Genomic DNA, 24,925 nt, shown 5'->3' with positions numbered 1-24,925 from the left:
ATTGGAGGTAAAATCTTGAGATGTTAATCAACCTTTACACCGCGACAGCTCATTACTTTTTAGATCGGTAAGCTGACAGCTATGGGTGGTGAATTTATATTTAGCGATGGATCGTCTGGGTGCGGTCAGGTCCTACACTTACAATTTTGATGGGAATCTCCAGTTCTTTCTCCAAGAACTCTATATATTCATTCAACTCTTTCGGGAATTTTGAGGCCGTGGTCATTGCAGTTAAGTCTTCTTCCCAGCAATCAAATTCGGCGTATAAAGGGGTTAAGTTCTCTGGCTCTATATTGTAGGGTAAGTGAGTAATTTTCTCACCCTTGTATTTGTAGGCGGTACAAACCTTTAGCTTATCAAATCCAGAAAGAACATCACCTTTCATCATCATCAGTTGAGTCACGCCATTGATTTGGCATGTGTATTTTAACGCAACCAGGTCCAACCACCCGCAGCGTCTCGGCCTTCCGGTCACTGCACCAAATTCGTGACCTACTTTGGCCATTTTGGCACCTATTTCATTAAAGAGTTCGGTGGGGAAAGGTCCGCTACCCACACGTGTAGTGTAAGCTTTAAAAATCCCGTAAACTTCACCAATTTGTCTGGGTGAAACTCCCAGTCCAGTGCATGCTCCTGCAGCAGTAGTGTTAGAAGAGGTGACAAAAGGATAAGTTCCAAAATCTATATCAAGTAATGATCCTTGTGCCCCTTCTGCCAAAATACTTTTTCCATTCTTTTGGGCTTGTTGTAGATACTCCTCAGAATCTATGAAGCTAAGCTCTTTTAATCTATCGATCGCTTTGAAGAACTCTTCTTCCATCTCGGGAAGGTTGTATTGAATATCTACATCGTGGAATTTGATCAATTCCTCGTGTTTATTGGCCAGATTTCTGTATTTGGTTTTCCAGGTTCCCATTTCCAAATCGCCGATACGAATACCGTTGCGACCTGTTTTATCCATATAAGTAGGTCCGATGCCTTTAAGCGTAGATCCAATTTTGGCCTTTCCTTTTGACGTCTCAGAAGCTGCATCCAATAACCTGTGGGTAGGAAGTATGATGTGCGCTTTACGCGAAATAATCAACTTCTTTTTGTAATCTATATCAAATTGATCCAAACCATCCAATTCCTGGACAAATACTACTGGATCTATAACTACACCATTACCGATTAAATTAACCGCCTGATCATGAAAGATACCCGAAGGAATGGTACGCAGGACGTGTTTAATACCATCAAATTCCAAAGTGTGTCCTGCATTAGGCCCTCCCTGAAATCTTGCGATGATGTCATAATTAGAGGTAAGCACGTCAACGATTTTACCTTTTCCCTCATCGCCCCATTGAAGGCCGAGCAATAAATCTACTGCCATTGTTACTGTTTTTCAGTTGTGTTTTTCAGCCCGTAAAAATATAAAGAATGATTGGTTATCTTGACATCAAAGACCTCTTCAATAGTCTTTTTTATTGACTCTATTCTGGGGTCGCAAAACTCAATTACTTCGTTAGTATCTGAAAGGATAAGATGGTCATGCTGACGATCGAAATACGATTTTTCATAATGTGATTGATTTTGACCAAATTGATGTCTCCTCACCAACTTACATTCTAATAAAAGTTCGATCGTATTGTAAAGTGTGGCGCGGCTTACACGATAATTTTGCTCTTTCATCTTGATGTATAATGATTCCACATCAAAGTGCTCCTCACTGGCATAAATTTCATCCAAAATTGCATAGCGCTCAGGTGTTTTCCTGTGCTTGTTTTCGTTTAGAAATTGGGTAAACACATTACGCACTATTTCCTGTTCCTTCTCCAAAGTGTTGATAATTTCTGACATAATTTTATGATCTGGTAACTTTATCGATACCGTTTATTTTATTGAGATTCTGCATGAGTTTGGTCAGCAGATTGATATTAGGGACTACAACCGTTATATTTCCTTTAAATACACCGTGGTTGCTATCAAAGGATATATTTCTTATATCCACGTGCATACTCTCTGAAATCAGACGTGTAACCTCCTGTACCAATCCCATTCGATCCATTCCAGTGAGCTTGATATCGGCTTTGTGTTCTTTTTGCGAGGAATCAATCCATTTGGCGCTAATGATACGATAGGCAAATTTACTTTGGAGACTAATGGCATTTGGGCAATTGTTTTTATGCACTTTGATCCCGTCACTTACCGTGGTAAAACCAAATACTGGATCACCCGGAATTGGATTACAACATTTTGACAACGTATAATCCAGGGTAGTGCCTTCCTTTCCGAAAACCAGCTCGTCATAAGTCTCGGTAATTTCCTCCTTATTGATATCTGGATTTTCTTTCGGCTTGCGGATTTTGTTTTTGATAAAGCTGTACAAGGCATTGCTACGGCTATTGGCATAATCCTTAATCGCTTTATTATCGATATTCCCTGTACCCACTCTGTAGAACAGATCGTGACTGGTCTTTAATTTGAAAAAGTTGACCATTTGGTTGACGGTGTTCTGATCCAAACTAATCTTCTGGGATTTCAACTTCCTCGCCAGTACAACCTTACCTTCTTCAGCTATGAGTTTTTGATCCTCCTTCAGGGCACTTTTGATTTTGGCTCTGGCCCTGGCTGTGGTAGCGTAATCCAGCCAGTTTTTGGTAGGTTTTTGATTTTCAGAGGTGATGATGTCCACCTGATCACCGCTCTTGAGCTCATGACTCAGCGGCACCAGTTTACCATTGACCCTGGCTCCTCTGGTTTGCATACCTATCTCGGTGTGGATGGCAAAAGCAAAGTCCAAAGGCGTAGCTCCTTTAGGTAAAGATTTGAGTTCGCCTTTAGGTGTAAAGACAAATATCTCCTTGCTGTACAAGTTGAGTTTAAATTGCTCTACAAAGTCTACTGCACTGGCAGAAGGGTTTTCCAACGCATCTTGTAAACGATTAAGCCACTCGTCTAGACCGTCTTCCTTGTCACCTTGCTTATATTTATAGTGCGCTGCATAGCCTTTTTCAGCGATTTCATGCATCCTCTCGGATCTGATTTGTACTTCCACCCAACGGCCATCAGGTCCCATTACTGTGATATGTAGGGCTTCATAGCCGGTAGATTTGGGCGAACTGATCCAATCTCGTAAGCGGACAGGATTAGGAACAAAGTGATCTGTTACCACAGAATAAATTTTCCATGCCAGAAATTTTTCATTGGCACGATCGCTTCTAAAAATTATACGAATAGCAAATTTGTCATATACTTCGTCAAAGCTTACGCCTTGTTTGAGCATTTTACGACGTATGGAAAAAACGGATTTGGGTCGACCGGAAATTTGATATTCCAGCCCTTCTTTTTGAAGACTTTCATCGATTACTCCGCTAAAGTCTGCAATATATTTCTTTTGCTGCTCTTTACTTTCTGCAATGGACTGCTGAATGTCATTGTACACTTCAGGCTCTGTGTACTTTAATCCAAGATCCTCGAGTTCAGTCTTGATGTTGTACAATCCCAAACGGTGTGCGATAGGAGCGTAGATATAGAGGGTTTCACTCGCAATTTTGACTTGTTTATAGTCAGGCATGCTATCCATGGTCTGCATGTTGTGCAGCCTGTCAGCAATTTTAATAATTATCACCCTGATGTCGTCGTTCAGGGTCAGCAGCATTTTCCGGAAGTTTTCTGCTTGCTGGGAAATGTCTGCTTCTTTCTTTAAATGGGCAATTTTGGTGAGACCATCCACAATACGAGCGATGGTCTCATTGAATATACGTTCTATATCAGCGAGCGTATAGGCGGTATCTTCTACCACATCGTGTAGGAGTGCAGCGGCAATGGCGGTCGCATCCAGGCCTATTTGTTTGGCAACGATTTTCGCGACAGCGATAGGGTGGAAAATATAAGCCTCTCCAGATTTACGTCTTTGTGGAGCATGCGCCTCGACAGCAATATCAAAAGCCTTGCGTATCAACTTCTTGTCAGTATCGGTCAAGGTCTGGTAACTGATCTTCAAGAGGTCTTTGTAACCTTTTGCGATCAGCTTATTTTCCTTATCAATTTGCACCTCGGTCATATGAGTAAAATTAAACTACTTTGTCAACATGGGCAATAATAAAACCTAAGTCGACAATAGTGGTTTCCCCTTTCCTTTTGTAAGGCTTGACGCAAAAGCTGATGGTGGAATTCACTTCAAGCACAATATTTGTGCGAATCGTCCTAATTTGTATACCCCAAAATGGGAAATTACTCTTGCAGGCCTTAACTTGTGATTTTTAAACAAAAAATAAAAATGCCCATGAAGAAAATCCATTGGACTGGCTGGCTGGTCGTCATCTGCGTACTGATCACTGCTTGTGCCAGCAATAAAAAAGCTGTTGCAGTAAAGTCTCCGATTGAAAAGGAAAAGAAAGATGACCGGTTTAAACCCTATTCCAAAATCATCACTAAGGATGCTTTGACGGATGAGGGAGTGTTCAAGGTGCATCAAGTTAAAGATAAATATTACTACGAGATTCCAGATAGCTTGTTGGGTATGGACATGCTTTGGGTCAGTCGTATCTCACAGATTCCTTCCAATTTAGGGGGAGGCTACATGAATGCGGGTAGTAAAACAAATGAGCAAGTTGTAGCCTGGGAACGTTTTCAAGATAAAATTTTACTCAAGGTAAAGTCTTATGCTGAAGTGGCCCTGGATGAAAATGCGGCTATTAGCAAATCTGTCAAAGTGAATAACTATGAGCCAACTTTGTATGCCTTTGATATTTTGGCTTTTGATAAGGACTCTACGGCTACCGTCATTGATGTAAGCAAATTTTTTGCCTCGGACGTACAAGCCATTAGTGGTCTTAATTCCCGATTGAGAAGATCCTACAAAGTACGCAGCCTGGATAGGGATCGGAGTTTTATTCATTCCGTCAAATCTTTCCCTGAAAATATCGAAGTAAAACAGGACATGACCTACACAGCTACTGAGCCACCTTCTAACGCTTCGGTAGGATCCATAAGCCTGCAGATGAACCAATCCATGATCTTATTACCCAAAGAACCTATGCAGCCTAGATTGTATGATCCACGGGTAGGTTTCTTTAACGTTGACCAAATCGATTACAGCAGTGAGGCACTTAAAGCTGATGAAAAGTCATATATACGACGATGGAGATTAGAACCCAAGGACCCTGAAGCCTATGCCCGAGGGGAATTGACAGAACCGGTAAAACCTATTGTTTATTACTTGGATCCAGGAACCCCAGAATCCCTTAAACCTTATATCAAACAAGGTATTGAGGATTGGCAGGGACCTTTTGAAACAGCAGGCTTTAAGAATGCTATTATTGCGCGTGATGCTCCTACACCAGAAGAAGATCCAGAATTTAGTCCTGAAGATATACGCTATAGTGTAGTGAGATATGTGGCCAGTACCACGCGTAATGCAGTAGGACCCAGCGTTAGTGATCCACGTAGTGGGGAGATTATTGAGAGCGATATTATTTGGTACCACAATCACTTGAGGTCGTACAGAAACAGATACTTATTAGAAACTGCAGCCGCCAATCCCAGTGCGCGAACTTTGGATACCCCACAAGAAGAAATTGGCGAAATGATGCGACAGGTAATCGCTCATGAGGTAGGACACGCCTTGGGCTTTCCACACAATATGGCAGCCAGTTATGCCTATGACGTGGAAGATTACAGAAATGGTGCATTTACCCAAGAGTTTGGTATCGCTGCCAGTTTGATGGATTATGCCAGGTACAACTACATCGCCCAACCTGGTGACGAAAATATTCGGTTTGTAAGACAGATGGGACCTTACGATCATTATGCGGTGAATTGGGGTTATCGTGTAATTCCTGAGGCAGATACAGCACAAGAAGAGGTATCGACCCTTAATTCCTGGATTGAAGAAAAAGCTGGTGACCCCAAATACAAATTTGGTCGTCAGAGCAGCAGGTTTGACCCACAGTCGCAGACAGAAGCCATTGGGAATGACCCAATCAAAGCCAGTACCTACGCTTTAAAAAATTTAAAGTATGTGGCCAAAAACCTTCCCGTATGGACATCTGACCAAACCAATGATTATAATGATCTTGAAGAGTTGTACAGCGAACTCATAGGGGTGTATTCAAGATATGTAGGCCACGTGGTTACTAATGTAGGAGGAGTCAATGAAAACCTTAAAAAACCTTCTCAGTCAGGTGTGGTATATTCCAACGTTGATGCTGAAACCCAACGGGCTTCTGTACAATGGCTACAAGCCAATTTATTTGACACGCCTTCATGGTTAATCGATAAAAGTATATTGCAAAACATCGATCATGAGGCCTATTTTGAAAAAGTACGTTCGCTTCAGGTACGTCACTTGAATAACTTGCTCAGTTTTGATCGTATCGGTAGATTAATCAATGCCGAGACTTTTAATGACCAGTATTATTCAGCTTTAAATATGTTAGTGGATATGAGAACTGGCTTATTCAATAACAGAAATGTGGATTTGTATACCCGTAATTTGCAGCGCGCTTATGTCGAGCGTTTAGGCTATCTGATGACTGGGGATTCAAACCGTGCAGGTTTCAATGTTTCACAAAGCGATATCCGGGCATTGGTACGTGGTGAACTGAAGCGTTTGAAGAATCAGTTGAGAAGTTTCAGTAGAACTTCCAATACGATCAACAAATATCATTACGAAGATCTATTGGCCAGGGTTGATATCATCCTTGAACCTGAAAAGTAGGCATACTTTATAGCGATGCAAAAAAGAGGCTGTCCAACAAGAAACTTTATCATGTCAAACTGAAGTTGTCGAAGTTTTTAACTTCTGGATTTTCAAAAGGTCTTTGACAAGCTCAAACTTGACAACATTAAAGCTTATGACCTCGGACAGCCTTTTTTTATTGAGTTCGGGTTACTGGCCCTGGGCTGTTATCTCCTGAATTCTGGTTCCTGGCGGAATTTCCTTAGGATCGATGTTTTTTGCATCCAAAACAAAAGTCAACTGTGGTACTCTTACTACCAACCTTCCATCATAAGCTTTTTCCACTTCTACACCTGGATAGGTTTTTTTAAGGTCAGCCCAGACATTTCCTGGCTTGATCATAGAATCTGGCACTGCTTCTGGTTCGAGAAAAGTCATCATGAACATGCGATCTATATCGGGATAGAATCTAATCAAGTGAGGGCCATTTTCTCGATAGTAAATCACATCAAAACTACTTTGCTCGGTTCTGTAAACTGAACGTTCTAATTCGGTGCCCTCAGGAGTAATTAGGGCCAAATCGGGTAAGTTTTTACCCAAATCGAGTTCCTCCAAACCCAGCGATTCAAGTGCTATTGTAGGATCAAATGGATCAAGTAGAACATCACTGACTGGGTATTCCTTAACGTTGCTCTCATCCGATATCTTGTTTGATTCCTTAGGCTTGCAGTTGGAACTAAGGATAATGATAGCAACTAAGAGGATTAAATTTTTCACGTATCTAATTTTTTCAAAACTAAAAAAACGTCAAGAATCTACCTCCTCCACTCGTAAAAAGTACTTCCCGAACCTTATTGGATAATTATTCGCTCAATTTCAGCAGCCTCTGGAAAAGTGGAGTCTGTACCAGTTTTAGCTGTCGCACTCATTTGTAGATGAATCCTATCCGACAACATGATTTTATCAGAGCTAGCCGAATTTCCGATCGAGCTTTGGTTATTGGGGTAAACTAACTTCAAGCTCGCATAATTTGTTCCAACACCAACCATATCATTGGGAGTAGATTGCTTGCTCACCAAATGGATCTGTGAGATTCGATCTCCATTCATGTGAACTTCAACGATCGGAATACCACCCTTGCTAATTTCATGGTATTCACCTTTTCTATCTGTTCGCTCCTTCTTTTCCACATTTTGGTTGGCTTTGATATTCATTTCCTGAAAATCTTTAGCTTCCATGCCTACTTCTAGGCCATCTAATTCCATGTGTTGAATTGCCTGATTGAAATCAAAGCTATTGAGACCTGTATCAACCTCAACCGAGTTTGATTGTGTCGCACTGCTATTGTTAGGATTACTGCTGATTTGTTGGTCTTGGGTGTCTTGAGCTTTGACGGTAAGACTATCGACCATGTCTTGTTCGGGTTCAATTTCCTGATCGGACTGGTTGTTTTTACAACCCATTAATATCGTTGCCAAGGCCAGGCAAACAGGTAAAAAATAATTTTTCATAGGAGTGGAGGATTTGTGGTTTATCAACCAAAGGTAAATTTACTGCACCGCTTCCTTATAGGTTTTAAGACATCTTTCACGTGCCTCTTTATGATCTACCATCATGTCTGGATAATCACTGGTATCGTGTTCTGGAACGTATTGGTTGATGTACTCCCGATCCTTATCAAATTTATCTTTTTGGGTGATAGGATTAAAAATCCTGAAGTAAGGAGCAGCATCTACACCACTACCAGCTGCCCATTGCCAATTCCCCACATTGCTGGACATTTCATAATCCAAGAGTTTTTCAGCAAAATAAGCTTCACCCCAACGCCAGTCGATCAATAGGTGTTTACATAAAAAACTGGCCACTAACATGCGCACTCTATTGTGCATATAACCAGTTTCGTTCAATTCACGCATACCTGCGTCCACCATTTTATAACCCGTCTGCCCGTTTTTCCATCGGTCAAACTCGTCTTCATTATTGCGCCATTCAATCCGATCGTATTTGGACTTAAAGGCTTTTTTTCTAGTGTCTGGAAAATGGTAAAGAATCTGCATGAAAAATTCCCGCCAAATGAGTTCGCTCAAAAAGGTTTTATTTTTTGCATGATCTGCTTTACGCACCATTTTTCTAACGCTCACCACTCCAAAGCGCAGATAAACTCCTAACCTTGAAGTTCCGTAATCAATGGCAGGGTAATCACGGGTGTCTTCATATTCCTCAATCAGTGTGGGTGTTACTTTATATTCTGGTACCTCAATACTGGATTTTCTGAATCCCATATCACTCAAAGTCAAATTGGGTAGGCGCAGATTTTTAATCAGATTACCCAATACATCATTGGTATAATAAAACTTCTGGTCCTCACCCGAGCCAAAATCTTCCCGGAAATGTTCTAACCATTTGTTGTTATAAGGTGTGTAAACTACATAAGGATCTCCATCGTTTTTAACGATTTCATCCTTTTCATAGATCACCTGATCTTTAAAGCTGTGAAAAGATATGTTTTGATCTTCCAGTAATTTAGTAATGGTTTCATCCCGCTCTTTGGCGTAAGGCTCATAATCCCTGTTGGTATACACTGCCTGAATATCATAATCATTCATCAGTTGATTCCATATGGTTGCTGGTTTACCATGATACATAGCCAGCGAACTCCCGTGATCGTCCTGTAAAGTTTTTCTCATGCGTTGCAACTCTTCATAAATAAAAGTTACCCGAGCATCATCTTCTGGAAGTTCGTCCAGTATTTCCTTGTCAAAAATAAAAATGGGCAACACTGGAAGATCGGCTTTTAAAGCTTCATAAAAACCTACATTATCATCCAGACGCAAATCCCTTCTGAACCAAAAAACGTTTACTGCTTCAGCCATTAAGCGCCTAGATTTAAAGTAGATTTACCGCCATCAACACCAATTACCTGACCGGTAATCCAGCCTTGGTTTTTTTCAAGTAAAAAAGACGCTACTTGTGCAATATCCTCTGGAGTTCCTACTCTTTTCAGCGGATGCATGTCTCCCATTTTCTGTTTTTTGTCTTCGCTGTTCAACAGTCGTCCCGCCAATGGAGTGTCAACCAGGGAAGGAGCAATCACATTAACTCTGACCGTAGGCGCATATTCGGCAGCCAAGGCTTTTGCAAAACCTTCAATGGCTCCTTTGGCGGCAGCCACGCTGGTATGGAAAGGCATACCCGTTCCTACGGCTACAGTAGAAAAATAGACAATACTACTGTTACCCGCTGCAGTTAGCAGAGGCAAAACATTGCGTGTAACTTTAATAAGTGAAAAGAAGTTGATATTCATGTCTTCATCAAATTGCTCTTGTTTCAGCATTTTGAAGGGTTTCAAGTTGATGCTACCTGGACAATAAACAAATCCATCCAGGGAATCTGGTAATTCGCTGGTATCAAGCTCGTCATTCAGCGCGTCAAATTGGATGTGCTTGACACCGTCGGGTAGGTTTTCATTTTCCCTGGAGGCTACAATAATGTTGTGATCTTGGTGCATATGTTGGACGATGGCATTGCCGATTCCGTGGCTTCCGCCGATGAGTAAAATATTCTTTGACATAGGATTTATTGTAAAATTTCGTGTTTAAGATGCGATGCCTGAGGTTTTGTATCGGCATCAGATTCATGAAATTGCCCAAAATGGCGTATGAGTGCGCTTTCGCGAAAGCGAAAAATCTCTTCCAGTTTTTTCCTGACCATGGGAGCGCCCAATTTCCCCAACCACCCAAAAGGTAAGCGATAGTGGATCAAATCTTCCATGAGTGTTCCACCAGGAATAGCGCTGATAAAATGTTTGTGGTGCCAGGTGGCGTAGGGACCATACATTTGTTCGTCCACAAAAAAACGCTCTTTTTCTACTTGGGTGATATGAGTGACCCAATGGGTGCGATAGAAGGGTAGAGGCTTGACGCTATATTCTATTAATTGGCCCGGATACATCCCACGCTCTGTTCCATATTGAATCTCCATTTCTAATTCGTCTGGAGTAAGCAATTTTAAATTGCGTGCATCAGTAAGGAATTCCCAGGCTTCGGGAACAGAAATAGGAAGATTTTGTTGGGAAGAAAATTGGTATAATTTCAACTTTGTTTGTTTAAGTTTTAAAGTTAATACCTAAACAAACAGCGAACCGATAAGGACTTGTTAAAATCTGTGTTTAATCATCTATCCGGCACTCACCATTGCTATATTCTTTTCCAATGGCAATTTTGATTCCCAGATTGAGTAATAGATTACTAGCATTGATGCGAATAGATGTATTGGGGACGATGGGAGCAGTTGAGTCGTTATCGCGTATGGTATAGGTAATTGGTTTCCCTAGGGTGGTGGAATATTGAGGGGCAAAAAATACCTGGACACTTCTTCTAAAATAATAATTAAGCCTAATACCACCTTCCAAAAACGCAGCCGCGTCAGAGGAACTTGTCTGATCACTTGCAAAAACCTGTGTATTACCAACTCCGAGCTGAGTTACCAAATTATCTGGATTGTTCAAGAAGGCCACCCCAGACCTGGCAAAAAAATCAATTTGAAAGCGTTTTTTAGTTAGGCTGAGACTAGGGCCTATGGAGACGGAGGTCATCGAATAGTTATTATCTGTGCTATTCACAGTATCTGAATTTTGAAAATCCAGGTAGGCAAACTCATTGTATTGGTGTCTAGCTGCAGCACCAATACCGAGATTTTTATTGACATAATACACATATTCGGCACCCAAGTTCAGTCCGGTTCTGGCAATATCGGCATAGTCTCCTGTAGCTTCTGTCAATCCCAAATCGATCACCCAATTATGCCTGGGCACCTCTCTCAAGTGAACAGCGTCCTTGAATTTGGAATTGACCAAAGAATCATTTTGCGCCCACAAGCAGACTGGAAGCAGCAGTAAAAGCCATGTTTTTTTCATGATATAAAGATAGCAGACTTTTGGCGTATTGGGAAAGCTTTAGTGTAGGATTAGGATTTTGTTGGGCTGGCTTTCGCGAAAGCGATCTTAAATTTAGGGTAATAATCAAAAAAACAATAATTATGAGCGACAAGGAACTAGAAGGAAAATGGGATCAAGCCAAAGGAAAAGCTAAAGAAGAGTATGGAAAGCTCACCAATGATTCCAGTACGGAAGCTGAAGGAAAAGCCGAACAGGCAGAAGGAAAGATCAAAGAAGGTTTTGGTGAGGCCAAACGCAAGGTTAAAAATGCCTTTGACAGCGACTCAAAATAAACCTTATGAGCAAACTGACCGACGCACAGATTGAAAAACATCTGGAGAATCTTGAAGGTTGGGATCACTATGATGATGCCATCCATACAGTTTTTGAATTTGACAATTTTATGGATTGTTTTTCTGTAATGACCCGTATCGCGCTTGAAGCTGAGAAGATGGAACATCATCCAGACTGGCATAATACTTATGCTACGCTAGAAATTAGTTTAAGCACACATGATGCTGGTGGACTCACAGAAAAAGATTTTAAACTTGCTCATGCGATTGAGCATATAGTGGGTGATGAATAATTATTGATCCATTTTTAACATTTAAAAATCCCGTTTTTTCAAACGGGATTTTTTTGTTTTAGACCTTTTCACAATTCTGGTAATTGAACAGGTCTTTACAGTGCCTGGCGAACTAAATAAATGTTGAAACGGAGACCTATATTTCATGATCACCTTCATTTACCGTCCAATTCATGCTGAGGCTTAAAATAGTTCAGTTGAAAATACCCCCCAATAATTAAGTCTCTTTTATCAATGAGAACGTGGATCATCGATTAGATTAGATTTTCTTTCAACCCATGATTTCCATTGTGTGGAGTTGATCAACTGAATACTAACTTATTTTTACAATTTCCAATACTATATTTTCAATACCTTGTTTCGCTCCAATAGTTTAATTGTTCTCTTATCTCTTGCCACCACAGTCGTTATGTCCAGTGATCACGGTGAAATCCATAGTTAAACGATAGGGTTTAAAGACTTAAAAAAATGTTAAAAAAATTTGGTTTTTCAGCATATCTCCCTTTATTTTGATGGATTGCTTATAGGAAATTATTCATTCTTGATTTGTTCAATAGTTTCCACTTTTATTGCAACAAAGTTTAACCGTTTTCATCATTACATAACCCCTGAAAAATCAAACCCCTTAAATTATGAAACAGATTTATTTCCCCATCATCGCATTTCTGATGTGTATGGGCTATTCAAATGCACAAAATCAGCAACAAATCGCTAAGATTAGAGCCAAGTCAAATATGGTTCAATTACGCGCTTTGCAAAAAGAGAAAAACAAGGATTATCAGAACCTTGAACTCAAAGCCCAAGAAAATAACATACCCATGGTAGTCAAGACAGGGAATCAATCCGTGTCTGTTCTCCAATATTTTGATGAGCAAGGGCGACCAGTTTATTTTACCGACGATAATGTCAATGCAGCCCGCACAACGCGGACCAATTTTATAAATTCTGGAGGTGGCCTTGGACTACAGCTGGATGGTCAGGGTATGACTGTTGGAGTTTGGGAGGTAGGAAGTCCCAGGTTGACCCATCAGGAATTTGATGGGCCAGGAGGTACAGACAGGGTCACCCAGCAAGATACATTTAATTATTCTTCCTATCATGCTAATCATGTCATGGGAACCATTGCTGCCGCAGGAATAGATCCAAGTGCAAAAGGTATGGCGCCATATGCCCATATTGATGCTTATACGTCAAGCAATGACATCGCGGAGGCCGCTCAAGCTGCAGCCAATGGCCTCTTGATTTCCAATCATAGCTATGGACGAAACACTATAGATTTTGTCGTTCCGGCCGAACTATTTGGACAATATAATACGAGAGCTTTTGAATGGGATGAGGTTTTGTACAATGCTCCATATTATCTATCGGTCAAATCAGCTCAAAATGATGGGAACAGGGACGATATTAACAGTATGCCTTTAAACGGTAATTCGGAATATGACAAGTTGTTAAATGAGGCTGTGTCTAAAAATAATCTTGTAGTGGCAGCATTTGCTGATATATCGGTAGACAGCCTTGGAAATCCTACATCTTTAATCAGACGAGCTACTTTTTCAAGTGAAGGCCCAACTGATGATTTACGCATCAAACCTGATATAGGAGGTAATGGCTTATCTGTTTATTCTGCACTAGATTTTTCTGATAGTGCCTACGGTCTAAAATCTGGTACCTCTATGGCCGCCCCCAATGTCGCCGGTTCATTGATTCTGTTGCAACAGCATTATCAGAACCTGAACAACAGTTTTATGAGGGCCGCCACGCTCAAAGGTCTCGCGCTTCACACCGCAGACGATGTTGCCGGCCCAGGACCAGATGCTACTACAGGTTGGGGTTTGCTCAACTCAAAAAAGGCTGCAGAAACTATCACCGCAAGTGGCTCAACGGCGGTTATTAATGAAATAGAACTTTATAATGGTCAATCCTATACAATTACAGTGGCTTCTAATGATATTGATAAGTTGATAGCCTCTATTTCATGGACAGATGTCCCTGGGCCAACGCAGAATGATGTCAATTCATCCACTCCAGTACTGGTAAATGATTTAGATATTAGAGTATCTCAAAATGGAACGGAATATCTTCCTTGGAAGCTTACTTCCATAACCAGTAATGATCGTGGCGACAATACAGTAGATAATTATGAAAGAGTAGATGTTGATAATGCTAGTGGTATCTATACAATTACAATAAACCATAAAGGAAGCATTCAAAATAACATCCAAAATTTTTCACTAATCATCACTGGTATTCAATCAGTAATATCCGTTGATGATATCCCTCAGGTGACCAGGACAGAATTTCCTTATTATGAGAGATTTGAGCAAGAGTCTGTGCTGCCATGGAGTGTAGGGGGTATAGGAAATGTTGTGGAGTGGAAGCATAGTGAGGAAGTTACAAATGCCGGAGTCGTATTGCCAATGCAAGCTGAACAAGGAGATGGTTTCTTGGTGGTTCCTGACGAAAACGTATATGGATGGTCTCACGAGGCTCATTTATTCACGCCTATTTTAGATATGGGCAGTGAGCGCCTCGGTAATATTACCTTCTCCTATAATATGGCAGGACCCAATGGAAAAGGCTACCTGAAGTTGGAAATGAGATTAAGTGATGATTTTTGGCAGCCGATATGGAGCTCTTTTGGAAGCTCTGGTTGGGAAACGGCGAGTGTTGATTTCCAGAAACCTTTTTTCCGTAGAGATATGGAGTTGAGATTTGTTTATAGCAGGAATCGCTTTGACGTTGGTGCCGTGGTTGGTTTGGATAATGTGGTAATCAATATTGGAGCAGCAACCATTCCCGAGCCAGATGGATATTGCGAGATAGGTTTGGCTGAACCAGATAATACTTTTGAATGGATTCAACAAGTCTCTTTCATTGATATATTGAATGATTCTGGACCGTCAGAGAATTATAGTGGCTATAGTAATTTTACAGATTTTCAGTCCATGTTTACTGAAATAGGTCCATTGGAAACTAGAAGTGTTGCTATTCAACCAGGATGGTCTGGTCAGAGATTTCCAGAGGATTATGCTGTGTACATTGATTACAACAGGGACGGAGATTTTGATGATCCTGGAGAGTTGGTGTACGAAAGATCTTTTTCTGAGTCAACTCGTGTTATAGGCACATTTAACATTCCTCAACAGATAGGCTATGGTCGTACCCGTATGAGGGTGATTATGCATTATGATATAATCAATGGCCCATGTTCCCGAGTTGAATATGGAGAAGTAGAAGATTATGCCGTCGTACTTTTAGGTGATCCAAACTTTAATGCTGCACAACCAAAGGATGCAATCGCTGATCAAAGAACATCTGAAATCCAGCAGCAGATCGTTCTATATCCCAATCCAGCGGTTGATAACATCAATATTGTTACGGATAACTTAAAAATTAATAGTTTAAGCATTTATGATACGACCGGACAAACTGTATTCGAAGGTAAATTCAGTAAGCAGATCGATATCTCTACGCTTGCTACTGGTGTATATTTGATTAGGTTGGAGATGGATGGAGAAACAGTAGTGAAGAGATTCGTGAAGAAATAATTCACTTGACTATCAATGGAGGTTATTCTAATGAAGGCATTTCAAAATGTGTCATTTAGCGGAAACTATAAAACCTTCGTGAAGTCTCCTATGATAGTTTAATTAGATCAGCTATCGTAGCCAAAATTTGGGGTTATTCATTGAACTAAACAATGAATAACCCCATTTTTGTAATAATCAGAATTGATAGGGATTGATGATTGAAACTCGATCCTATTGGAATGTGCAGATAGGTATACAGGTATTGATTTGTCGCGCATACTCGTATGTGCTGGCGCAGTAATTGAATGAAAATTGGACTTACAGGCTCATTGAACTCTCGAGTTGAGAATTATTATTTCATTTATTTCTCCTGCGTAAAGACTATTTGCGATTACTAAACAGGCATTGAGCTTTGTGGTGAAATTCTGCTTTCGCGAAAGCGCTACAATCATCATTGAAGTCAATCAAGAAAAATTATTTCAAAGATCAGCCGCCCACACGTTTGACTTTAAATCCTTTTTCCTTGAGCATCTCCATAATACGCTCCCGGTAGTCGCCTTGGATAATGATTTGGTCATTTTTAAAACTCCCACCTACGCCTAAACTTGTTTTAAGTTCTTTGGCCAGCGTCTTAAAATCAGCAGTCGCACCAGTGTAGCCGGCGATGATCGTGTTCACCTTGCCCTTGCGCTTTTCAAATTTGCACAATAAGGGATCTTCCTGTAACCAGATGTTACTTTTCTCTTCGGGCTTTTCCTCTTTGAATTCGTGATTGGGAAATGCATTTTTAAGTTGGTCGCTCAAGTCCATAATACTTTTTTTTCTGGATTTTTACAGTTCGTTATACAGTTCGTTATACAGTTCGATCCACTTCCTCTACTTCGGCAGGCAGATCAAAAATAGAGTCCTGGGATTCGTTCAAAATAGATACACCTTTTTGCAGCAGAAGATTGTTGGGATAGGTGATGATCTCGCCCTCATCGGTCACTAAGAGCACATAAAAACCTTTTATATCGCTTATGGTGGCTGTAACTGGTAGATCTTTGTCGTGAATGCGCACCCTGTCCCCAATTTTGTAAGGAAAGGAAAAGAATAATATAAAACTGGCGGTGATATTGCTCAGGATACTCCAGCTGGCAAACAACGCTACACCGATCACTGCAAAAGTCGAACCCAAGGCTACCCAAAAACCTTCTGTAGTGAAGCCCCAAACCAAAATAATAGCGATAGCGCAAATCGTCCATATTACATATCCCGTATAACGATTCAGGTATTGTTTTCGCAATTCTGAACGGGAGACCTTACGCGACAGCTTTGCGGCGCTCCAAATGATAATGCGATGGGCGATAAAGGTACAGACCAATAACGCAATGGTCAGGATTACCTCTGGTTTGGAAAAGAAATTTGTCATAATGCTAGGCTGTTTCTAAGAATTTGATCTGCGTTGGAATTTTTATTCCAATAATCTGTTTTAATGGTTTTCTTTAATGTACCACTAGAAACCATGGGAGAACCACCATCCTCATAGTTGTCCTTCCATGATAGAATTTTAAAAGGGAAAGTTTTTTGGGTCCTGAATGAAATGGTCCGTTTCAATGCTGGGAACTTCACGCTATAGACAAATTCATCATCTAGCGTATCCAATTGAGCATTAACGCTATACGCTCTTGCTTCATGATGTTTCAGCCTCAAAAACTCCACACTGGGAATCATTTCAAAGCTGCCGACAGGCATGTTTTGAGGTCCTAGTCTTAATTGTATCGGGATTTGATTTTCAGTCATGGTCAGGCCAATATCAAAATTGCGATTGCCCTCACTTTGGAAATAGGAGTGGAGAACAGCTTGATAACGATCATCACGCTGGTTCAACTGCATATAAGTATGTCCACACCATTCTTGAATACTGCCAGCTATCTTAATCGCATTCTGATCCTTTTCTAGCGGATAGAAAGTGCTGCTCATCAACGTATATGGATAAATCCCTGTGTTGAAATTACGTGTGGCATTCAACTTCAGAACAGATTGAACATTTCCATCTTCCTGATCGGCTTTAACCTGTTGAACCATATCAAAAGGTTCAGTAACAAAAACCATGACCGCCGTTCCACTTCTGAGTTCTCCGTATCTCGCTTGACTCAGTTCGTAACTTGAAATTTCTGATGTACCGCTATACCAGTAGTCTTCAAACTCTTTAGAAAGATTTCTATCTTCCCAATCTTTGAAGGAAGGCGCTGTTGATGTGATTGGCTCCTCATCCTCTTTACTGGAGTTGGTGCTACAGGAACTTATGGACAGAATAATCATTAACCACAAATACTTCATCGACCTCATATTTTTTACAAAGGTATATTTATAAGTGTGGATGCTTACTAAAACTGTGATAAAGCCTATCGAATAAAACCGAAATGATTCTTTGTCTACCACCAAGATTTAGCATCAAAAGCTTTCGCTAAATAGCAATTACTGGTCCGCTCTGATTAAAACGTATACATTGGTGATCTGGGCATCGTTATTGGGCGTACCATCAATCAAGCCTCTTAGGATTAATTGGGCGATTCCTGATCCCCCTGTACCAGCGTTGTAATCGATCCAGTCACTGGTTACTGCTGCACCCTGAGCGAGGAAAGTATAAGTTAGATCTGGATGAAGTATAGGCAAGCTTACCGTTCCATTAACGTCAGTTGCCTGGAGTTCAAAATCCGTTTGTTGAGCAAAATCCGTAACGTAGATGAAAAGCTTAATTTCAAGCATTCCATTCGGATCTATTTGTGAAGGATCGAATACAGTTTGTATCCCATCTAAATTAGAATAGGTGGCAATGCTGTTCATGTTATAAAAGTCTCCTTGAAACATGCCATATTGTACGGGTACTGACTTAGCTGCATTCTGCCAAGATGCCGTTCCAGTACCGTCGGTAGTCAATACTTGATTAGCTGTTCCATCAACGGTCGGCAATTCATAACCATCAGTGTCATCCTGGTTTTTTATGGCAAATCGATCACCTCTAAAGTAGCCTGAGTAGGCGTTTGAGGATCCGTCATTGATAACCTCGGAATACACGCCATACCTGATACCTGTACTTGTGGGATTTCCCGTAACGGATCTGATGCCATACACTGTGGCAGCGGTATTGGAATTACTATCCACAATGTTATGTATCCCGTAATTATCTGCGGTACTACCATTATTAATAGAAACGCTATTTTCAATACCCACATGGCTACCCGTACCCGAGTTGGTCACATCAATTAAAATTCCAGCTTTCTGGCCACCAGGCGTACTAAAATTTCGGGAATTGATGGTTGTAGTATTGCTCGTTGCAGAAACATCCGTGTTACGTTGCTCTAGATCCAAGAGTCTCCTGTCTGACCCATTGGTGGCCGTATTTTCCATGGTAACTATTGCAGCGTTATTTGAATCATTTCCAAAAGCGGTACGACCTGTTCTATACGCATTTACTGTTGTTGAGCTGGCTGGAGTGGTAGTTGTTTCCTCAAAAAAACCAGTGCCTCCCGCTATGTCATTAATGCTTTGAAAAACGGTACCGTTAAAAAAATAGAAACCTTCTGTTGCAGTTCCGCTTTCTAGATAAAGAATCAGCCCTTTCTGGGCAGCTGTGGGTAAGTCGGCGCCGGTTGGTAAAGTGGTCACCCGGGGAATAACTATACCATTGTATTCTCCTGCACCAGGAGTTGGGTTGGCAATCACTTCAAGGTCTGCGGTAGGGTCTGCGGTATTTATTCCTACCTGAGCAAAAGCCGAAAAACTAAAAAGTATTAAAAGTAAGTAACAATATTTCATAAGGGGGTAATTTGATTAAAAATACGGAAAATAAAGGCCAATAATCATTCCAGTTGAGCAAATATTACCATAAACATTCATGTTGACGGTATTATCAACTGTTCATCCAATCATTAGCATTTCTTTAATATGTCGTTGCCGTTCAACTGCATGGTTGATCTTCCGCATCTAAGGATTGTGGTAAATTGCTCAGGCTTCCTTGACCTTTTCCTGCATCATTTTTATTTGGTCCCGAAGTCTCGCTGCTTCCATAAAGTCAAGTTCCTTGGCGGCCTTTTCCATTTTTTTACGAGTATCCCTGATTTTTTGTTCGAGTTCGTTTTTGGATAGATATTCGGCTTCCTCTTCTGCCGCCTTGAGATTCAATGTTTCTTCAATAGCATAAGTAGCAGCATTCTTGCGATAAAGCGCCGTTTCGAGTTTTTTCTTGATCGCTGTTGGTTCCAGTCCGTGTTGTTGATTGTACGCCATTTGTTTAGACCTGCGATACTCGGTCTGATCAATGGTTTTTTGCATGCTTTCGGTGATCTTATCGGCGTATAAAATGGCCAGTCCGTTTACGTTTCTTGCCGCCCGACCAATGGTTTGGGTCAACGAGCGATTGTTCCTTAAAAAACCTTCCTTGTCTGCATCCAAAATAGCCACCAGGGATACTTCAGGCAGGTCTAATCCTTCGCGCAATAAATTCACACCAATTAATACATCAAACAAGCCTCTTCTTAAATCCGACATGATTTCTACGCGCTCCAGGGTATCTACATCACTATGGATGTAACGGCAGCGCACATTGATCCGGGTCAAGTATTTGGTCAGTTCTTCTGCCATCCGCTTGGTTAGCGTCGTGATCAATACCCGCTCGTCGCGTTCCTCACGTATCCTGATTTCCTCTACGAGATCATCGATCTGATTTTGGCTCGGACGTACTTCTACTATAGGATCCAATAAACCGGTAGGTCGTATGATTTGCTCGACCACGATACCTTCACTTTTAGCCAACTCATAATCTGCTGGAGTAGCGCTCACATAAAGTACCTGATTTTGAAGAGCTTCAAATTCTTCAAACTTCAAAGGTCGGTTGTCCATGGCTGCGGGTAACCTAAATCCATAATCTACTAAGTTTTCCTTTCTGGACCGGTCTCCGCCATACATGGCGCCCACTTGCGGAACACTTACATGACTTTCATCAATAATCATGAGATAATCATCGGGAAAATAATCCAACAAGCAGAATGGGCGAGTACCTGGTAACCTGCCATCTAAGTATCTACTGTAGTTTTCAATACCTGAACAATATCCCAGCTCTCGGATCATCTCCAAGTCAAATTCTGTGCGCTCTTGCAGTCTTTTTGCTTCAAGCGGTTTGCCGATTTCCTTAAAATAGTCCACTTGTTTGACTAGGTCTTCCTGGATTTGATGAATGGCGTTTTGCAAGACATCTGGAGAGGTCACAAACATATTGGCCGGATAGATCGTAATTTGTTTAAATTTTTCAATCACTTTCCCATCTGTGGGGTTAAAGCGTTCTATTTCCTCAATCTCATCCCCAAAAAAATGAATCCTAAATGCTGTATCTGCATAACTGGGGAATACATCCAGCGTATCTCCCTTAATTCTAAAATTCCCTCGATTGAAGTCGGCTGTGGTTCTGGAATAAAGCGATTGCACTAATTTCTGCAGTAGGGCGGTTCTCGCAATCACCTGATCTTGGTGAAGTCGTATTACATTCTTTTGGAATTCGACTGGATTTCCAATACCGTACAAACAGGAGACGGACGCTACCACTATAATGTCCCTTCTTCCCGACAAGAGAGAAGAGGTGGTGCTCAATCGCATCTTTTCAATCTCCTCATTGATTGACAGATCTTTCTCGATGTAAGTTCCGCTGGTAGGAATAAAGGCTTCTGGTTGATAGTAATCGTAATAACTTACAAAATATTCCACCGCATTTTCCGGAAAAAAATCCTTGAATTCCGAATAGAGTTGTGCAGCCAAAGTTTTGTTATGGCAAAGTACCAAAGTTGGTTTCTGGGTGCGTTCAATCACGTTGGCGGCCGTAAATGTCTTACCACTTCCGGTAACTCCGAGTAGGGTTTGGTAACGTTCATCGGCCTTGATGCCTTCTACTAATCTTTGGATCGCCTCGGGCTGGTCTCCCGTGGGCTTAAAATCCGAAATAATTCTAAAATCCATGTGGTGTAAAAATAGACTTTTTGGGTCTCCGCTTTCGCGAAAGAGAGGTTAAAATCAAAGGGGACTCAACCAAAAAACTGGTGTTACTCACAAAGAAGCTGTACGTGTTTGATCCATTCTTAGCGCCTGGTATCTATCGTTTCAAACTAAAATGTCCTTTAAAGCTTCGGCCATCGTTTAATCGCACGCTAAACCAATAGTCAGTGCTGGGCATGGGATTGTTATTATAGGTACCATCCCAACCTGGTCCCAGCGGACTCAGCTGCTTAAGAAGTTTTCCAAAACGATCAAAAATAAAAATTTCAGCATCAGGCTCTGTTTCGATGGCGGTCACTTGCCAGGTATCATGAAAACCATCTTGATTGGGCGTAAAATAGGCTGGGGCGGCGATGATGGTGGCAGGAGCTTCCACCACATCGCAACCATTGGTATCGCGCACGTAAATCGTATAGTATCCCGGCAACAAATCTGTAAATACCGGGCTGGATTGATAGATGAAATTGTCTAAGCTGTATTCCAAGCCGGGTTCGCCACTGGCAAAGACCTCAATGCGATTGTCGCGTAGTGTAAATTGTCGCACCTCGACATCATTGATTTGGGTGGGTGCATAGTGCTCAATCTCAATACTATCAGTAGCTGTGCAGCCATTGGCATCGGTTACTTCTACGGTATAAGTACCTGCTGCAATCGCTGAAATATCGGCAGTATTCTCACCTGTGCTCCAACGATAATTGATAAAGCCAGGTGTAGCGCTGAGAATGATTTCTTCTCTCGCACATTTTATGAGATCTGGACCTAGATCTACGGTGGGCTTTTCAAAAACCACTAACTCAAGAGGCGCAATGTCCAGGCAATTGGTAATATCTTGCTCCTCGAGTCTTATCCAGATCTCAGTAGAGCTGGTATTATAGATAGATGGCAGCGGATTCTGATTATTTTCTGCATCAATTCGGCTGGGGTGGAAGCTCAGATTTTGAGATGCAGGATTATTGATCAACTGTGTTTCTAGTACTCCCAGGTCAAAGTTTTCTACACCGTCCCGCTGATCATCGTCACAGATAGTAAATCGATCAAGCAATGGAATTTCGGGCTGTCGACTCACTCTGAGAAAGAAAGATTGGATGAGTTCGCACTGTGGGAATTGCCGATTGCGATACCTGACAAAAATCTCTTGCGGATTAGCGGTATTTTCAAATAAAACGGGCAGCTGGTTCTGGTCCATCAAGGCCTCCTGTCGACTTGGAAAAAAGTCATACTCAAAGATAGCGGGATCCATAGTGCCCAAACCTTGATCACCAGCCATGCTTAAATCAAATTCCTCTGTCCCGTCATTAGAATAGTCATCACAAAGTACTAAATCGTTAATCACTGTGGGACTGGGCGAGGGAAGGACAACTAGGTCAAAGCTACTTGTAACATAGCAGCCATTAGATGTGCGACTATCTATTCGATAAACGTATGTTCCCGTCGGAACAGAATTGCCATCAGATAAGGCATTAAAATCCGCGTCCGCGTCCTGTTGATTAAAATGCAGGCTGACTTCAAATTCGGTAGGATTTTGGTTACCCAAGGCCTGACTACGGATCATATTTAGATCAATCGGAATCAATCCATCATTCATAGAATCGTCACAGATTTGTTGATCCACTACTGGATTTAACTGCGGCGTGTTTACAATTTGAATATCACGGGAGGCAGTAAAAGTCTCCATGGGGGTAGTGATGGTCAATTGGACGGTATAGATTCCTGGGTTTTGATAAATGTGGGTAGGGGAGATGTTTTGCGAACTATTTAAGGTGCCGCTGGTAGGATCTCCAAAATCCCAAACAACGCTGGTATTGGCGCAAGTAGCTAGTTCGTCTGCCCTAAAAGAACTGGGAGACATCGCACAGCCTTCCTCCACAGCAAAAGAGGGGTTGAAAAAAGCGTTATAAAAGGGTGGGAGACCTTCATTACAATTGGTGTTAGGTGCCAAAGCTAGACCATCGTATTGGAAATTTGCCAAGGCTCCCACCTCATCGGGATTATTGATTACAGCCAACCAGGGTTCCTGGTCCCGGGCGTAGTAGATTTTTTTGTCAGGTCCTATCTGTAACGCACCGCGATTGGTATCATCACTTGAATCGCTAGGGTCTGAGGCGTAAATCGTAATCGGATTCGTCTGAAAGTTAGCTGCGGTGAGCTCATATTGCAATAAAAGCCGGTCGTCTGGTACAAGTCCGCTGCCCCTGCGGTTTAAATCTACATATACCAATTGCGAATTCGGAGAAAATTCGGTTCCATAAGCCTGATAACCTGATGGAAATTCCAATCGAACCGGGTTGTCAACTATTCCAGTTTGTGAATCAAAATCGAAAAGCCAGGCGCCATAACCAGCTTGATCAGGGTTATTGAGTTGGACTTCATTTTGTGTCATCATGGCGACATGACTGCCATCGGGTGAGACCCTGAGATAGCCTCGGGCATCAGTGGTCCGAGTGTTATTGCTTCGTGAAGTGGCGGTAGCGGAAAGGTCAATACCGTTGGGAGTGAGTCGAAAGGCGTAAAATTGATTAAAACTCAAACTTCCTATGTTTTCTTCGGCAAAGGTTACAATCCAGGCGTCCCGACCATCTGAAGCCTGGCCAGCAAATATCTTTTCTGTTGAATTGGGCAGCAGATTGATATTTTTTGATCCTGGAACTACATCACCGTTGCCATTGTCCAGATTCATGTCTACGATCGTATAATTTAAACCGCTGGATCCTCTTAAATCGACTGTAAACACATAATAAAAGTTGTTGCTTTCTGGCAGCGGAAGAATGATACCCGACTGTGTGCTGGACGGATTACCTAGGAGACCAAATCCGTTAGGCATGATCGTATGATTGCTATTCCAAATACTTATTCCATCCGTATAAAACAGCAAATTACCACAAGCGTCAGATATGGCAGCACAGCCCTCAATAGTATTCAGTTGCCCTACTGCGGTAGCTACAGGAGCACCTGAATTAAAATCCAATCCAGCGTTACTTCCAAAAAACCACCAATTGGCCTGATTTTGTCCAAAGCCAAACTGGAATACAAAAAAAGCCGCTATCAATAAAATGAGTCTCACTGCGTAAATATACTCTAGGTATCACAACTGACCCAAAAATGTTTCTGTCACGTGAAGCAAACCATCTGATTTTCTAACTTATACCATACTGTTTTTACGTACCAAACAGGTGATCCTCTAA

19 protein-coding genes are annotated in these 24,925 nt (G+C 41.5%); 4 read left to right on the top strand and 15 right to left on the bottom strand.

The window, feature by feature from the left end:
* Positions 1–100: 100 nt before the first annotated feature.
* The 3 genes from EGM47_RS09535 to EGM47_RS09525 are packed head-to-tail and all read right to left on the bottom strand — an operon-like array spanning position 101 to position 4,045.
* Positions 101–1,372: an adenylosuccinate synthase gene (locus EGM47_RS09535; protein ID WP_124980581.1), complete on the bottom strand. Its 1,272-nt coding sequence runs from the start codon at positions 1,370–1,372 to the stop codon at positions 101–103.
* 2 nt (positions 1,373–1,374) lie between these two features.
* Positions 1,375–1,839, bottom strand: coding sequence for a Fur family transcriptional regulator (locus tag EGM47_RS09530; protein WP_124980580.1), 465 nt, complete (start codon positions 1,837–1,839; stop codon positions 1,375–1,377).
* Positions 1,840–1,843: 4 nt separating this feature from the next.
* Positions 1,844–4,045, bottom strand: a complete 2,202-nt coding sequence (locus EGM47_RS09525; RefSeq protein WP_124980579.1) for a RelA/SpoT family protein — start codon at positions 4,043–4,045, stop codon at positions 1,844–1,846.
* A gap of 222 nt (positions 4,046–4,267) precedes the next feature.
* On the opposite strand from EGM47_RS09525, the gene EGM47_RS09520 reads away from it, so the two are divergent.
* The gene (locus EGM47_RS09520) at positions 4,268–6,703 is read left to right on the top strand and encodes a zinc-dependent metalloprotease (RefSeq protein ID WP_124980578.1); all 2,436 of its coding nucleotides are present in this window, start codon (positions 4,268–4,270) and stop codon (positions 6,701–6,703) included.
* Positions 6,704–6,874: 171 nt separating this feature from the next.
* Here the strand turns inward: EGM47_RS09520 and EGM47_RS09515 are convergent, their stop codons facing one another.
* From EGM47_RS09515 to EGM47_RS09490, 6 genes are all read right to left on the bottom strand, one after another.
* Positions 6,875–7,441 (bottom strand): hypothetical protein, encoded by a 567-nt coding sequence (locus tag EGM47_RS09515; RefSeq protein WP_124980577.1) that lies wholly within the window; start codon positions 7,439–7,441, stop codon positions 6,875–6,877.
* Between the two features lie 74 nt (positions 7,442–7,515).
* The gene (locus EGM47_RS09510) at positions 7,516–8,175 is read right to left on the bottom strand and encodes a hypothetical protein (RefSeq protein ID WP_124980576.1); all 660 of its coding nucleotides are present in this window, start codon (positions 8,173–8,175) and stop codon (positions 7,516–7,518) included.
* A gap of 39 nt (positions 8,176–8,214) precedes the next feature.
* A complete protein-coding gene (locus tag EGM47_RS09505; RefSeq protein ID WP_124980575.1) occupies positions 8,215–9,537 on the bottom strand; it encodes a cryptochrome/photolyase family protein in 1,323 nt (440 codons plus the stop codon).
* Positions 9,537–10,235 carry an SDR family NAD(P)-dependent oxidoreductase gene (locus tag EGM47_RS09500; protein WP_124980574.1) on the bottom strand — a complete coding sequence of 233 codons (699 nt, stop codon included), beginning with the start codon at positions 10,233–10,235 and terminating at the stop codon, positions 9,537–9,539. The genes EGM47_RS09505 and EGM47_RS09500 overlap by 1 nt, the downstream gene beginning before the upstream one ends.
* A 5-nt stretch (positions 10,236–10,240) precedes the next feature.
* On the bottom strand, positions 10,241–10,759 hold the full coding sequence (locus EGM47_RS09495; protein ID WP_124980573.1) for an SRPBCC family protein: 519 nt from the start codon (positions 10,757–10,759) through the stop codon (positions 10,241–10,243).
* 73 nt (positions 10,760–10,832) lie between these two features.
* Complete coding sequence (locus EGM47_RS09490) at positions 10,833–11,579, bottom strand: autotransporter outer membrane beta-barrel domain-containing protein (protein ID WP_124980572.1); 747 nt, start codon at positions 11,577–11,579, stop codon at positions 10,833–10,835.
* Between the two features lie 122 nt (positions 11,580–11,701).
* Between EGM47_RS09490 and EGM47_RS09485 the strand changes: the two genes are divergently transcribed.
* From EGM47_RS09485 to EGM47_RS09475, 3 genes are all read left to right on the top strand, one after another.
* On the top strand, positions 11,702–11,893 hold the full coding sequence (locus tag EGM47_RS09485) for a CsbD family protein (protein ID WP_124980571.1): 192 nt from the start codon (positions 11,702–11,704) through the stop codon (positions 11,891–11,893).
* Positions 11,894–11,898: 5 nt separating this feature from the next.
* Positions 11,899–12,186, top strand: coding sequence for a 4a-hydroxytetrahydrobiopterin dehydratase (locus EGM47_RS09480; RefSeq protein WP_124980570.1), 288 nt, complete (start codon positions 11,899–11,901; stop codon positions 12,184–12,186).
* A 632-nt stretch (positions 12,187–12,818) separates the two neighbouring features.
* On the top strand, positions 12,819–15,734 hold the full coding sequence (locus EGM47_RS09475) for a S8 family serine peptidase (RefSeq protein ID WP_124980569.1): 2,916 nt from the start codon (positions 12,819–12,821) through the stop codon (positions 15,732–15,734).
* Between the two features lie 468 nt (positions 15,735–16,202).
* On the opposite strand, the gene EGM47_RS09470 is transcribed toward EGM47_RS09475, so the two are convergent.
* The 6 genes from EGM47_RS09470 to EGM47_RS09445 form a co-directional block, all read right to left on the bottom strand.
* Positions 16,203–16,526, bottom strand: coding sequence for a translation initiation factor (locus EGM47_RS09470; protein WP_124980568.1), 324 nt, complete (start codon positions 16,524–16,526; stop codon positions 16,203–16,205).
* A 43-nt stretch (positions 16,527–16,569) separates the two neighbouring features.
* Positions 16,570–17,127, bottom strand: a complete 558-nt coding sequence (locus EGM47_RS09465) for a mechanosensitive ion channel family protein (RefSeq protein WP_124980567.1) — start codon at positions 17,125–17,127, stop codon at positions 16,570–16,572.
* Positions 17,124–18,038, bottom strand: coding sequence for a septum formation inhibitor Maf (locus tag EGM47_RS09460; protein WP_206052155.1), 915 nt, complete (start codon positions 18,036–18,038; stop codon positions 17,124–17,126). Before EGM47_RS09460 ends, EGM47_RS09465 begins: the two co-directional genes overlap by 4 nt.
* A gap of 138 nt (positions 18,039–18,176) precedes the next feature.
* Positions 18,177–19,517 carry a hypothetical protein gene (locus tag EGM47_RS09455; protein WP_124980565.1) on the bottom strand — a complete coding sequence of 447 codons (1,341 nt, stop codon included), beginning with the start codon at positions 19,515–19,517 and terminating at the stop codon, positions 18,177–18,179.
* Between the two features lie 189 nt (positions 19,518–19,706).
* Positions 19,707–21,707, bottom strand: coding sequence for an excinuclease ABC subunit UvrB (gene uvrB, locus EGM47_RS09450; protein WP_124980564.1), 2,001 nt, complete (start codon positions 21,705–21,707; stop codon positions 19,707–19,709).
* Positions 21,708–21,840: 133 nt separating this feature from the next.
* A complete protein-coding gene (locus EGM47_RS09445) occupies positions 21,841–24,804 on the bottom strand; it encodes a T9SS type B sorting domain-containing protein (RefSeq protein WP_124980563.1) in 2,964 nt (987 codons plus the stop codon).
* Positions 24,805–24,925: the final 121 nt, after the last annotated feature.

The sequence above is a fragment of the Nonlabens xiamenensis genome (assembly GCF_003865345.1).
GTDB lineage: Bacteria > Bacteroidota > Bacteroidia > Flavobacteriales > Flavobacteriaceae > Nonlabens > Nonlabens xiamenensis.
Note: the sequence above shows the minus strand (reverse complement) of the source record. Positions and strands in the feature narration are given on the sequence as shown.

What these genes read in the sequence shown, in the direction of transcription:
- EGM47_RS09520 (WP_124980578.1), top strand. Translation starts at nt 4,268, where the DNA reads ATGAAGAAAATCCATTGGACTGGCTGGCTGGTCGTCATCTGCGTACTG.
- EGM47_RS09490 (WP_124980572.1), bottom strand. Translation starts at nt 11,579, where the DNA reads ATGAAAAAAACATGGCTTTTACTGCTGCTTCCAGTCTGCTTGTGGGCG.
- EGM47_RS09510 (WP_124980576.1), bottom strand. Translation starts at nt 8,175, where the DNA reads ATGAAAAATTATTTTTTACCTGTTTGCCTGGCCTTGGCAACGATATTA.
- EGM47_RS09505 (WP_124980575.1), bottom strand. Translation starts at nt 9,537, where the DNA reads ATGGCTGAAGCAGTAAACGTTTTTTGGTTCAGAAGGGATTTGCGTCTG.
- EGM47_RS09460 (WP_206052155.1), bottom strand. Translation starts at nt 18,038, where the DNA reads ATGAAGTATTTGTGGTTAATGATTATTCTGTCCATAAGTTCCTGTAGC.
- EGM47_RS09530 (WP_124980580.1), bottom strand. Translation starts at nt 1,839, where the DNA reads ATGTCAGAAATTATCAACACTTTGGAGAAGGAACAGGAAATAGTGCGT.
- EGM47_RS09500 (WP_124980574.1), bottom strand. Translation starts at nt 10,235, where the DNA reads ATGTCAAAGAATATTTTACTCATCGGCGGAAGCCACGGAATCGGCAAT.
- EGM47_RS09465 (WP_124980567.1), bottom strand. Translation starts at nt 17,127, where the DNA reads ATGACAAATTTCTTTTCCAAACCAGAGGTAATCCTGACCATTGCGTTA.
- EGM47_RS09470 (WP_124980568.1), bottom strand. Translation starts at nt 16,526, where the DNA reads ATGGACTTGAGCGACCAACTTAAAAATGCATTTCCCAATCACGAATTC.
- EGM47_RS09535 (WP_124980581.1), bottom strand. Translation starts at nt 1,372, where the DNA reads ATGGCAGTAGATTTATTGCTCGGCCTTCAATGGGGCGATGAGGGAAAA.
- EGM47_RS09485 (WP_124980571.1), top strand. Translation starts at nt 11,702, where the DNA reads ATGAGCGACAAGGAACTAGAAGGAAAATGGGATCAAGCCAAAGGAAAA.
- EGM47_RS09480 (WP_124980570.1), top strand. Translation starts at nt 11,899, where the DNA reads ATGAGCAAACTGACCGACGCACAGATTGAAAAACATCTGGAGAATCTT.
- EGM47_RS09525 (WP_124980579.1), bottom strand. Translation starts at nt 4,045, where the DNA reads ATGACCGAGGTGCAAATTGATAAGGAAAATAAGCTGATCGCAAAAGGT.
- uvrB (WP_124980564.1), bottom strand. Translation starts at nt 21,707, where the DNA reads ATGGATTTTAGAATTATTTCGGATTTTAAGCCCACGGGAGACCAGCCC.
- EGM47_RS09475 (WP_124980569.1), top strand. Translation starts at nt 12,819, where the DNA reads ATGAAACAGATTTATTTCCCCATCATCGCATTTCTGATGTGTATGGGC.
- EGM47_RS09455 (WP_124980565.1), bottom strand. Translation starts at nt 19,517, where the DNA reads ATGAAATATTGTTACTTACTTTTAATACTTTTTAGTTTTTCGGCTTTT.